Source organism: Micromonospora sp. NPDC023633, from assembly GCF_040640035.1.
Lineage (GTDB): Bacteria > Actinomycetota > Actinomycetes > Mycobacteriales > Micromonosporaceae > Micromonospora.
In genome coordinates this window covers 1-12,212 of sequence record NZ_JBFABB010000165.1, presented here as the reverse complement: position 1 = coordinate 12,212, position 12,212 = coordinate 1, and the positions used below count along the sequence as shown (strand labels likewise).

Below are 12,212 nucleotides of genomic sequence, written 5' to 3'. Positions count from 1 at the left end.
GCGGTGGCCAGGCTGCGGCCGACGCAACGCCCGCCCGAGGTGGTCGGGCTGGCCCACGGTCCGCCACGGTCACCGCCGTCCCTCGCCGGCGGCCGGCTGCCCGGACAGCCGGTGCCGCAGCTGCCGGCGGGCCTCGTGGATCCGCGACTTGACGGTGCCATCCGGCAGGCCGAGCAGGTCGGCGATCTCCCGGTAGCCCAGCCCGAGGACGTCGCGCAGGGCCACGGCCTCGGCGAATTCGGGGCGGAGCGCGTCGAGCGCGTCGAGCAGGTCCAGCCGGGTGCCGGCGACCACGCTCGTGCGGCGCGGGTCCACCGGGTCCGGCAGCGGCACGCCGCCGGCCTCCACCCGCCAGCGCCGGCGCAGCACCCGGTACGTCGAGCGGGCCCGGTTGGCCGTCAGCCGGTACAGCCAGGTGTGGAAGGACGACCGGCCCTCGAACCGGCCGATGCCCCGGGCCAGCGCGAGCAGCGCGTCCTGGCACGCCTCCTCGGCGTCCTCCCGGTGGGGCAGCAGGCGGGCGCAGAGGCGCAGCACCTCCGGGCGGACCGCGACCAGCAGCGCGTCGAGCGCCGCGGGGTCGCCGCGCGCCGCCGATCCGGCCAGATCCTCGACACCGTCCGGGAGGGGCATCAGGTCGTCCAATGCTCGCCGGATACCGTCCGCCCAGGCTACGGCCGGCACCGCCCGAGGGGTCGCCACGAGTCCGGGAACCGACTGTCGGAAGCCGTCGCCGGGGCGGTCGCAGAGACCCCGGCCACTCCGGCCCCTCCGCCGGGCGCGGCATCTTCAGGGGCCTCTGGCGGCGGCGATAGGGTAGGCCGTCCGAGCTTCGACCAACCCATGATCAGACCCGGGGGGCGCCACGCATGGGCGATTCGTTCGCGCATCTGCACGTGCACACGGAGTACTCGATGCTCGACGGGGCGGCCCGGCTGAAGGACCTCTTCGCCGAGGTCAAACGGCAGGGCATGCCGGCGGTGGCGATGACCGACCACGGCAACATGCACGGCGCGAACGACTTCTACAAGCAGGCGATGGCCGCCGGCGTCACCCCGATCCTCGGCATCGAGGCGTACGTGGCGCCCGAGTCGCGGTTCCACAAGCAGCGGGTGCGCTGGGGCCGGCCGGAGCAGAAGAGCGACGACGTCTCCGGCAGCGGCGGCTACACCCACATGACCATCTGGGCGAAGAACAAGACCGGCCTGCACAACCTCTTCAAGCTCACCAGCCGGTCGTTCACCGAGGGGTTCTTCGTCAAGTGGCCGCGGATGGACGCGGAGCTGCTCGCCGAGAACTCCGCGGGGTTGATGGCCACCACCGGCTGTCCCTCCGGTGAGGTGCAGACCCGGCTGCGCCTGGGCCAGTACGACGAGGCGCTCAAGGCCGCAGCGCGGTACCAGGAGATCTTCGGCAAGGAGAACTACTTCCTGGAGATCATGGACCACGGCATCAGCATCGAGCGCCGGGTCCGCCAGGAGCTGCACGACATCTCCCGCAAGCTGGACATCCCGCCCGTGGTCACCAACGACTCGCACTACACGCACGAGTCCCAGGCCGAGGCGCACGACGTGCTGCTCTGCGTGCAGACGGCGGCGAACGTCGCCGACCCGAACCGCTTCAGGTTCGACGGCAGCGGCTACTACATCAAGTCCGCCGACGAGATGCGCGCCGTCGACAACTCCGACCTCTGGCTGGAGGGCTGCCGCAACACCCTGCTGGTGGCCGAGAAGGTCGATCCCGCCGGGATGTTCGAGTTCCACAACCTGATGCCGCGCTTCCCCGTGCCGGAGGGGGAGACCGAGGAGTCCTGGTTCCGCAAGGAGACCTTCGCCGGGCTGGCCCGCCGCTACCCCGGCGGCATCCCGGAAGGGCACGTCAGGCAGGCCGAGTACGAGCTGGGCGTCATCATCCAGATGGGCTTCCCGTCGTACTTCCTCGTGGTCGCCGACTTCATCCAGTGGGCCAAGAACCAGGGCATCGCGGTGGGCCCCGGCCGCGGCTCGGCCGCCGGCTCGCTCGTGGCGTACGCGCTGGGCATCACCGACCTGGACCCCATCCAGCACGGGCTGATCTTCGAGCGCTTCCTCAACCCCGAGCGCGTCTCGATGCCCGATGTCGACATCGACTTCGACGAGCGCCGGCGCGGCGAGGTCATCAAGTACGTCACCGACAAGTGGGGCGAGGACAAGGTCGCCCAGATCGCCACCTTCGGCACGATCAAGGCGAAGGCCGCGATCAAGGACTCGGCCCGGGTGCTCGGCTACCCGTACGCGGTCGGCGACCGGATCACCAAGGCGATGCCCCCGGCGGTGATGGGCAAGGACATCCCGCTGGAGGGGATCTTCGACCCCAAGCACCCCCGCTACGCCGAGGCCGGCGAACTCCGGGGCATGTACGAGGCCGAGTCGGACGTCAAGAAGGTCATCGACACCGCCCGGGGCATCGAGGGGCTGATCCGGCAGACCGGCGTGCACGCCGCCGGCGTCATCATGTCCGCCGAGCCGATCATCGACCACATCCCGCTGATGCGCCGGGACTCCGACGGGGTCATCATCACCCAGTTCGACTACCCGACGTGCGAGTCGCTCGGGCTGTTGAAGATGGACTTCCTCGGCCTGCGCAACCTGACCATCATCGACGACGCGGTGAAGAACATCCAGCTCAACCACGGCAAGGAGCTGGACCTGCTGGGGTTGCCGCTGGACGACAGGGCCGCGTACGAGCTGCTAGCCCGGGGCGACACCCTGGGCGTGTTCCAGCTCGACGGCGGGCCGATGCGCTCCCTGCTGCGGATGATGAAGCCGGACAACTTCGAGGACATCTCCGCCGTCCTCGCCCTGTACCGACCCGGCCCGATGGGCGTGGACTCGCACACCAACTACGCGCTGCGCAAGAACGGCCTCCAGGAGATCACCCCGATCCACCCGGAGCTGGAGGAGCCGCTGCGGGAGATCCTCGCCCCCACCTACGGCCTGATCGTCTACCAGGAGCAGGTGCAGCGCGCCGCGCAGATCCTCGCCGGCTACACCCTCGGCCAGGCCGACCTGCTGCGCCGGGCGATGGGCAAGAAGAAGAAGGAGATCCTCGACAAGGAGTTCATCCCGTTCCGGGACGGTTGCCGGGAACGGGGCTACTCGGACGAGGCGATCCAGAAGGTCTGGGACGTGCTGGTCCCGTTCGCCGGGTACGCCTTCAACAAGGCGCACTCGGCGGCGTACGGCCTGGTGTCGTACTGGACCGCGTACCTGAAGGCGCACTACCCGGCCGAGTACATGGCGGCGCTGCTCACCTCCGTCGGCGACGACAAGGACAAGATGGCGCTCTACCTCTCGGAGTGCCGCCGGATGCGCATCCAGGTGCTGCCCCCGGACGTGAACACCTCCGCCGGGCCGTTCACCCCCGTCGGCAAGGAGATCCGGTTCGGCCTCGGCGCGGTGCGCAACGTCGGCGCCAACGTCGTCGCCGCGATCATGCGCTGCCGGGAGGAGAAGGGCGAGTACGCCGACTTCTACGACTTCCTGTCCAAGGTCGACGCCGTGGTCTGCAACAAGAAGACCATCGAATCGCTGATCAAGGCCGGGGCGTTCGACTCGCTCAAGCACTCCCGCAAGGCGCTGCTCACGGTGCACGCGGAGGCGATCGACGCGTACGCCGACGTCAAGCGCAAGGAGGCCGTCGGCCAGTACGACCTCTTCGGCGCCGGCTTCGGCGACGCGGACACCAACAGCACCACGGTGATGCCGGTGATCGGCGACGGGGAGTGGGACAAGCGCGACAAGCTCGCCTTCGAACGCGAGATGCTCGGCCTCTACGTCTCCGACCACCCGCTCTTCGGCCTGGAGCACGTCCTCGGCGCGGCGGCGGACTGCACCATCGCCGCGCTGTCTGAGGAGGGCACCGTCCCGGACGGGGCCGTGGTCACCCTCGCCGGCATCCTCTCCGGGGTGCAGCGGCGGGTCACCAAGCAGGGCCGCGCCTGGGCGTCGGCCACCCTGGAGGACCTCGCCGGCGGCGTGGAGACCCTCTTCTTCCCCAACACCTACGAGGTGATCGGGCAGTACATCGCCGAGGACGCCATCGTGGTGGTCAAGGGGCGGGTGGACCGGCGCGACGACACCCCCCGGATCATGGCGATGGACATGTCCATGCCGGACGTCAGCAGCAACCCGGCGAACAAGCCGATCACCCTGACCATCCCGGTGCACCGGTGCACCCCGCCGCTGGTGGAACGGCTCAAGGAGACCCTGGTGCTGCACCCGGGCGACACCGAGGTGCACGTCAAGCTGCTCAACGGCGGCCGGACCACCACCCTGCGGCTGGGCCCGTTCCGGGTGGCGGCCACCACCGCGCTGATGGGTGACCTGAAGAGCGTCCTCGGCCCCGCCAACGTCAGCTGACGCCGCGGCACCGCAGCGTCAGCTGACGCCGCGGTGCCGCGGTGCCGCGTCCGCGGACGGAACGGACGCGTACCTGCGCTCCCGCCCCGGCGGTCCCGCGGCCTTCCTGAGGGCCGGCGGTCTGGCTGCTGCGAGGCCTGCTCGCCCTGCGCGCGGCGGCCTGAACGCACCGCCGAGGCCGCGAGCGCGGGATTGGCCGTCCCGGTACGGGGCGCGGGTGGCTAGCGTCGGCGGGGTGGAGATCGCACAGGCGCAGAAGTTGTGGCAGCCGCAGCCGGGTTGGCTGAACACCGCCAGCTACGGGCTCCCGCCCGATCCGGCGTGGGACGCGGTGCAGGAGGCGCTGGCCGACTGGCGGGCCGGGCGCACCTCGTGGGAGGGCTGGGGCCGGGCCACCGAGCGGTCGCGGGCGGCCTTCGCCGGTCTGGTCGGGGTGCCGGCCGCCGACGTCGCGGTCGGCAGCACGGTCTCTCAGTTGCTGGCCCCGGTCGCCGCCGCCCTGCCCGCCGGCGCGACCGTCGTGGTGCCGGAGGTCGAGTTCACCTCCAATCTCTTCCCGTGGCTGGTGCAGGCCGAGCGGGGCGTCCGGGTGCGCACCGTGCCGCTGGCCGGGCTCGTCGACGCGATCGACGCCGACACCGACCTGGTCGCGTTCAGCCTGGTGCAGTCGGCCGACGGCGCGGTGGCCGCGTACGCCGACGTGGTCGCGGCGGCCCGGGCGCACGGCGCGCTCGTCGCGGTCGACGCCACCCAGGCGTGCGGCTGGCTGCCGTTCGACGGGAGCCTCGCCGACGTGGTCGTGGTCGGGGCGTACAAGTGGCTGATGGCCCCCCGTGGCTCCGCGTTCGCCTACCTCGCGCCCGCGCTGCGCGAGCGGCTGCGCCCCGACGCCGCCGGCTGGTACGCGGGGGACGACCCGCACGCCTCCTACTACGGCCCGCCGCTGCGCCTGGCCGCCGACGCCCGCCGGTTCGACATCTCGCCGGCCTGGTTCAGCTGGGTCGGCACGGCCCCCGCCCTGGAACTGGTCGCCGAGATCGGCGTGCCGGCCGTGTACGCGCACGACGTCGCCCTGGCCAACCGGTTCCTCGCCGGGCTGGGCCGGCCGGCGGGGGAGAGCGCGATCGTCACGGTGGAGGTGCCCGGCGCGGCGGAGCGGCTGGAGCGAGCCGGGGTCCGGGCGGCGGTCCGCGCCGGCCGGGTCCGGGCATCCTTCCACGTCTACTCCACGGAGGACGACGTCGACCTCGCCCTGGACGCGCTCACCGGCTGAACCGGGGCGCGTCCGGGGCGGGGTCAGCGCCGGCCGGCCGTCACTTGGTGCCGGTGATGATCCCGGGGTTGATGCAGAGCCCGGGGTTGCTGCCGTTGCGCTCGGCGATCTCCAGGCACCGCGACACCTTGTCGACCTTCGCGTTCGTTTCGGTGATCTGCTTCTGGATGGCGGCGTTCTTCCGGTCCTGCTCCAGGTTGCGGGTCTGGGCGAGCTTGTCCTGGAACGCCTTGATGTTGCCCTCGGTCTTGTCGTCGTGGTTGACCCGGGTGATCGTCACGGACAGGATGTCGACGTCGCTGGAGAGCCGCGTCTCCGCGCTGGTCTTGATGCTCTCTGCGAAGGGCTTCAGGTCCACGTTCAGGCTGCCGGTGTTCGAGTCGATCTTCTCCAGCGGGTTGTACGTGGCGAAGGCGTCGTTGACGGCGCTGTCGAGCTGGACGCCCACCCGCTGGCCCCGGAAGCTGTCGAAGTCGCCCTTGTAGTCCATGAACTGCTTCGGCGCGTTCTCGGGCTTGACCTGCCACTCGACGAGCACCTCGACGCAGGCGTCGGCGAGCGTGCCGGTGCGGACCCGCACGCAGTGCTCGCCGCCGATGTGGTCGTACTTCTGCCGGCCGGCGTCCCACTCGCCGACCTTCTGCCACGGGGCGACCCACTTCAGGCCGGAGCCGGTGACCTTGCCCGTCGGCTTGCCGAAGCTGGTGACGATGCCGACCGAGCGGATCGGCACGGAGTGGGCGCTGGAGCCGACGGTGAACACGACCGCGCCGACGAGGCAGGCGAGCGCCGCCAGGGTGGCGGTCCGCTTCGTCGACGTGTTCGAGGCGGCGAGCACGAGCAGGCCGGAGATCGCCAGGCCGACGGCGAAGATGATCGCAACAGTGAAGCCGAAGGGCATTTCGCTCGGCACCTTTCGCGGGAGGGGGCCATCACCCTAGGGGCACCGGTCAAGGCGGAGCGCAGGTGGGGCGCGCCCGTGGGGCGCCCACATGGACGTGGTACGGGTCGGCTCGACAGTCATCTCCGTCGATGCCGTCGGGCGGGGCGGCGGGGCGGCGAGTGGAGTTCGCGCACCCCTGAGCGTCCCGGAATGTGGTGCCCATCGACATAGTTCGACATTCAGCGCGGCCGTAGGTTTCCAGCACGCGACGGCCATGTGACCGCGGTCACCGATCCGGTCGTCGCCGGACCTGCGGAGGAGTAGGCGATGGCCGGGCAAGCGCTCCTGTCGGCCCGTGGGCTGACCCGTGACTTCCGGGGTTTCCGGGCGGTCGACGGGGTCGACCTCGACATCGCGCCGGACACCGTCCATGCGCTGGTCGGCCCGAACGGCGCCGGGAAGACCACCCTGTTCAACCTGCTCACCGGGTTCCTGCGGCCCAGCGGTGGGCGGATCGAGCTGGCCGGCCGCGACGTCACCGGGCTGCCCCCGGAGCGGGTGGCCCGGCTCGGCGTGGCCCGGTCGTTCCAGATCACCAGCCTCTTCCCGCAGCTCTGCGCGCGGGAGCACGTCGAGCTGGCGTTGCAGAGCCCGAGCGGGTTGGGCTGGCGGTTCTGGCGCTCGGCGAAGCTGATGCGCCGCTACACCGGCCGGGCCGGCGAACTGCTCGACATGGTCGGGCTGGCCGAGCTCTCCGAGGCCCCCGCTGAGGCGCTGGCGTACGGGCGCAAGCGGGCGCTGGAGCTGGCCATCGCCCTCGCCCTGGACCCGAAGGTGCTGCTGCTCGACGAGCCGACCGCCGGGATGGGCCTGGAGGACGTCGACCGCACCGTCGAGCTGGTCTCGCGCGTGCGGCAGGGCCGGACCGTGGTGATGGTCGAGCACAACATGAGCGTCGTCGGGCGGCTCGCCGACACCGTCACCGTCCTACAGGCCGGCAAGGTCCTCGTCGAGGGCCCGTACGAGCAGGTGCGCGCCGACGAGCGCGTGATCACCGCCTACCTGGGAGCCGCTGATGCTGCGCATTGAGAACCTCTCCGCCTGGTACGGCGAGGCGCAGGTGCTGCGGGAGGTCAGCCTGGACGTCTCCGCCGGCGAGGTGGTCACCCTCGTCGGGCGCAACGGCGCCGGCAAGTCCACCCTGCTGCGCTGCGTGATGGGCCTGCACGCCGGCCAGCGCGGCAGGATCGAGCTGGCCGGACGGGACGTCGGGAGGCTGTCCGCGTACCGGCGGGCGCGGCTGGGGCTCGGCTGGGTCCCCGACGACCGGGGCAGCTACGCCACGCTGAGCGTGACGGAGAACCTCACCCTGCCGCCGACCGTCGGCCCCGACCCGTGGCCGCTGGAGCGCGTGTACGAGGCGTTCCCCGCCCTGCACCAGCGGCGCGACTCGGCGGCCACCATGCTCTCCGGCGGCGAGCAGCAGATGCTCGCGCTGGCCCGGGTGCTGCGGATGGGCGCCCGGCTGCTGCTCTGCGACGAACCGACCGAAGGGCTCTCGCCGCTGCTCGTGCAGCAGGTCGGCGACCTCCTGCGCGAGGCCAAGCGGCACGGGGTGACCGTGCTGCTGGTCGAACAGAACCTGCACTTCGCCACCGGCGTCGCCGACCGGCACTACCTGCTGGCCGAGGGACGCGTCGTGGAGGCGATGGACAACTCCGAGGTGCGCTCCCGGGAGCGGGAGCTGCTGTCGTACCTCGGCATCTGAATTCCGATTCGACGACCCGCGCGGCGCGCGGGGTGGAGGGATGGGCATGCGTAGGACGGTGGGTGTGGCCGCCGCTTCGGCGGCGGCGATGGTGCTGGTCGCGGGCTGCGGCGGGGGTGGTCCCCAGGCGGGCGGGGACCAGAAGCTGACCGGCGACAAGATCGTGCTGGGCGTGCTGAACGACCAGTCCGGCGCGTACTCGGAGCTGTCCGGCAAGAACTCGGTCAAGGCCGTGGAGATGGCGATCGCCGACTTCAAGGCCAAGCACGGCGACAAGGCGGTGACGAAGGACATCACCGTGGAGACCGCCGACCACCAGAACAAGCCCGACATCGCCAACACCAAGGCCCAGGAGATGTACGACCGCCAGGGCGTCGACCTGATCCTCGACGTGCCGACCTCCTCGGCGGCGCTGCGGGTCGCCGACGTGGCGAAGGAGAAGAAGAAGCTCTACTTCAACATCGGCGCCGCGACCACCGACCTGACCGGCAAGAGCTGCAACAAGTACACGTTCCACTACGCGTACGACACCTACATGCTGGCCAACGGCACCGGGAAGACCACCACGGAGCAGGTCGGGAAGAACTGGTACATCCTCTACCCGAACTACGCCTTCGGCCAGGACATGGAGAAGAGCTTCTCCACCGCCATCACCGCCGCCGGCGGACAGGTCGTCGGCAAGGATGGGGCGCCTTTCCCGAACACCAGCGGCGACTTCTCCACCTTCCTGCTCAAGGCGCCGACGCTCAACCCGAAGCCGCAGGTGCTCGGCACCATGCAGGCCGGCGCGGAGCTGGTCAACGTGGTCAAGCAGTACAACGAGTTCAAGCTGCGGGAGAAGGGCGTCGGGCTGGCGGTCGGCCTGATGTTCATCACCGACATCCACTCGCTCACCCCGGCGGCGCTGGCCGGCACCACCTACACCGACGCCTGGTACTGGAACTTCGACCAGCAGAACCGCGAGTTCGCCGATCGGTTCCAGAAGGAGACCGGCACCCGGCCGTCCTTCGCGCACGCGGCCAACTACTCCGCCGCCAGCCAGTACCTGGAGGCCGCGCAGGCCGCCGGCACGGACGACGCCGACACGGTGGTCAAGGAACTGGAGGGCAAGGAGGTCAACGACGTCTTCCTGCGCAACGGCAAGATCCGCGCCGAGGACCACCGGGTGATCCACGACGCGTACCTGGCCCAGGTGAAGCCCCAGTCCGAGGTCTCCGAGCCGTGGGACTACGTCAAGGTCCTCAAGACCATCCCCGCCGCCGAGGCGTTCCGCGCCCCGTCGGCGGACTGCAAGATGTGACCAGGGCATGACCGGCTTCTTGCAGAACACGTTCAACGGGCTGGTGAGCGGGGCGTTCTACGCCCTGCTCGCCCTCGGGCTCGCGGTCATCTTCGGCATGCTGCGGGTGGTCAACTTCGCCCACGGGGCGTTCTACATGCTGGGCGCCTTCGGCGCGTACGTGCTGCTCACCGAGGCGGGCGTGCCGTTCTGGGCGGCGTTGGTGATCATGCCGGTGGGGCTGGCCCTGGTCGGCATGGCACTGGAGCGGGCCTTCATCCACCGGCTCACGCGGCTCGACCCGCTCTACAACTTCCTGCTCACCTTCGGCCTGACGCTCATCCTCCAGGACCTGGTGAAGCTCCGCTACGGCGTGCAGTCCAGCCCCTACGAGACCCCGTCCGCGCTGAACGGGTCGGTCGACTTCGGACTCTTCGACTTCCCCACCTACCGGGTCTTCATCCTCGGCTTCGCGGTCGCCGTCTGCGTCGGCGTCTGGTGGGTGCTCACCCGCACCCGGATCGGCATGGTGGTCCGGGCGTCGACCGAGCGCCCCGAGCTGACCCGGGCGTTCGGCATCGACGTCGGGCGCTGGGTCACCCCGGTCTTCGGCTTCGGCATCGGCCTCGCCGGGCTCGCCGGGGTGCTGGCCGCGCCGATGCGGGCCGTGAACCCGCTGATGGGCGCCGACCTGATCATCGTGGTCTTCGCGGTGGTGGTGATCGGCGGGCTGGGCTCGATCTTCGGCTCCGTCGCCGCCGGCTTCGGCATCGGCCTCGTGCAGGCGTGGGGCGAGGCGTACCTGTCCGACTTCCCGATCGTGTCGCAGACGATCGTCTTCATCGTGATGGCCGTCGTGCTGCTCTGGCGCCCGGCCGGGCTGTTCGGCCGTGAGGAGGCACCGGCATGACGAGCACCGTCGACACCGCGACCGACGCCGGTCGCCCGGCGCCGAGATCCGGGCTGGTCGCCGTGACCCGGGCCCCCGGCTGGGTCCGGTACGCGCTGCTCGCCGTCGGGCTGCTGGTGGCGTTCTGGCTGCCCAACGGGCTCTACCCGGCGGTGGCGGTGGACATCCTCTGCTGGGCGCTGTTCGCCGTCGCCGTGGACCTGCTGCTCGGCTTCACCGGGCTGATGTCCTTCGGGCACGCCGCGTTCTGGGGCGCCTCCGCGTACGTCACCGGGTTGACGGCCATCCACCTCGGCCTGCCGTTCCCGGCGGCCGTGCTGGCCGGGGCGCTCGCCGCGGCCGTGCTCGCGGTGCCGATCGGCTACCTGGCGGTGAAGCGGACGGGCATCTACTTCGCCATGGTCACCCTGGCGTTCGCGCAGATGGTCTACTACGTGGCCAACGAGTGGCGCTCGGTCACCCGCGGCGAGAACGGCCTGCAGGGCGTGCCCCGCGAGCTGTTCGGGCTGGACCTGACCGACGACTACTACTTCTACTACGCGATCCTGCCGATCGTGCTGCTCGGGCTGGCCGCCGCCTGGCGGATCGTGCACTCGCCCTTCGGGCGGGTGCTGGTCGGCATCCGCGACAACCCGGCCCGCGCCCGCGCGCTCGGCTACCCGGTGCACCGCTACAAGCTGACCGCGTTCGTGCTGTCGGGCTTCATCGCCGGGCTCGGCGGCGGGCTGTTCGCCGTCGGCCACCGCTTCGTCTCGCTCGACGTGCTGCACTGGACCACCTCCGGCAAGGCGGTCATCGTGGTGGTGCTCGGCGGCATCGGCACGCTCTGGGGCGGGGTGCTCGGCGCGGCCATCCTGGTCCGCCTGGAGGACTGGCTGTCGTTCTCCGGGTTCGAGGCGATCGGCCTGGTCACCGGCGGCATCTTCGTCCTCGTCGTGCTGGTGTTCCGGCGTGGCATCTGGGGCAGCGCCGCGGCCCTGGCGACGCGCTGGACGGCGGGCCGCCGCCGGTAGTTGCGCCCGGGCGCATCCACCCGCGGCCCTCCCGACGTACCCCCGGGTAGTGAACGTCTACCCGGGGGTACGTCTGGTGCTGCAGGTCTGCGTGCCGATGCTGGCCGCGCTGCCCGGGCACACCGCCATCGAGGTCGCCGTCGAGCACGCCCTCGCCGAGGGCGTCCGCGTCGGCCTGGACGTGTTCCGGCGCGTACCGGGCCGTCCGCTGCCCACCGGCGGCGTGCTGCTGGCCGGGGCCGAGCAGGAGACGCACTGTCTCGGCCTGCACGCGCTGGCCGCCGCGTTGCGGTCGCGGGGCAGCCTGCTGCTCGGGCCGGCGCTGCCGTGGACGGCGCTCGCCAGCGCCGCCCGTCGCGTGCGCCCGCGCATCGTCGTGCTCTGGGCCCAGACGCCGGTCACCGGGCGCGCGTACCGCCTGGCGCGCTTCGCCCGCGATCTCCCGGCGATCCGGGTGTACGGGCCGGCCCGGGCTGGATCGAGCCGCTCGGTGCACCGGCGACCCGGCTGTCCACGCTGCCCGCCGCCGTCGCCGCCTGCGCCGCGCCGCTGGCCGGCACCCCGGGTTCGGGTGCCGGCCAGCGATCCCCCTTGTGGTGGAAAGTCTGTGGTAGTCGGGTCAGTTGTTCCAGTGCTCGGCGACGAGGTCGGCGGCCTGCTGCTCCCACTGGGCGTAGTGGTCGGGG

Annotated in this window: 10 protein-coding genes; 8 read left to right on the top strand and 2 right to left on the bottom strand. The window is 71.3% G+C overall.

Translation table 11 applies throughout. The annotated features are described in order from the left end of the window. Positions 1-69: 69 nt before the first annotated feature. A complete protein-coding gene (locus tag AB0G13_RS31260) occupies positions 70-633 on the bottom strand; it encodes an RNA polymerase sigma factor (protein ID WP_357882189.1) in 564 nt (187 codons plus the stop codon). A gap of 236 nt (positions 634-869) precedes the next feature. Between AB0G13_RS31260 and dnaE the strand changes: the two genes are divergently transcribed. Next, positions 870-4,400 carry a DNA polymerase III subunit alpha gene (dnaE, locus tag AB0G13_RS31255; RefSeq protein ID WP_357882186.1) on the top strand — a complete coding sequence of 1,177 codons (3,531 nt, stop codon included), beginning with the start codon at positions 870-872 and terminating at the stop codon, positions 4,398-4,400. 235 nt (positions 4,401-4,635) lie between these two features. Next, positions 4,636-5,673: an aminotransferase class V-fold PLP-dependent enzyme gene (locus tag AB0G13_RS31250; protein WP_357882183.1), complete on the top strand. Its 1,038-nt coding sequence runs from the start codon at positions 4,636-4,638 to the stop codon at positions 5,671-5,673. Between the two features lie 40 nt (positions 5,674-5,713). Here AB0G13_RS31250 and AB0G13_RS31245 read toward each other — a convergent pair whose 3' ends face one another. After that, positions 5,714-6,574, bottom strand: a complete 861-nt coding sequence (locus AB0G13_RS31245; protein WP_357882181.1) for an SPFH domain-containing protein — start codon at positions 6,572-6,574, stop codon at positions 5,714-5,716. Positions 6,575-6,883: 309 nt separating this feature from the next. On the opposite strand from AB0G13_RS31245, the gene AB0G13_RS31240 reads away from it, so the two are divergent. The 6 genes from AB0G13_RS31240 to AB0G13_RS31215 all read left to right on the top strand — a co-directional run. Then, positions 6,884-7,645 carry an ABC transporter ATP-binding protein gene (locus AB0G13_RS31240; RefSeq protein WP_357882178.1) on the top strand — a complete coding sequence of 254 codons (762 nt, stop codon included), beginning with the start codon at positions 6,884-6,886 and terminating at the stop codon, positions 7,643-7,645. Then, positions 7,632-8,324: an ABC transporter ATP-binding protein gene (locus AB0G13_RS31235; RefSeq protein ID WP_357882175.1), complete on the top strand. Its 693-nt coding sequence runs from the start codon at positions 7,632-7,634 to the stop codon at positions 8,322-8,324. The genes AB0G13_RS31240 and AB0G13_RS31235 overlap by 14 nt, the downstream gene beginning before the upstream one ends. Positions 8,325-8,364: 40 nt before the next feature. Further along, positions 8,365-9,624, top strand: coding sequence for an ABC transporter substrate-binding protein (locus AB0G13_RS31230; protein ID WP_357882172.1), 1,260 nt, complete (start codon positions 8,365-8,367; stop codon positions 9,622-9,624). Between the two features lie 7 nt (positions 9,625-9,631). After that, positions 9,632-10,513, top strand: a complete 882-nt coding sequence (locus AB0G13_RS31225) for a branched-chain amino acid ABC transporter permease (protein ID WP_357882168.1) — start codon at positions 9,632-9,634, stop codon at positions 10,511-10,513. Beyond that, entirely contained in the window at positions 10,510-11,526 is a 1,017-nt protein-coding gene (locus AB0G13_RS31220; protein ID WP_357882165.1) for a branched-chain amino acid ABC transporter permease, read from the top strand. Before AB0G13_RS31225 ends, AB0G13_RS31220 begins: the two co-directional genes overlap by 4 nt. Positions 11,527-11,575: 49 nt before the next feature. Continuing rightward, the coding region (locus AB0G13_RS31215) for a hypothetical protein (protein ID WP_357882162.1) at positions 11,576-12,212 on the top strand (637 nt) is incomplete at its 3' end.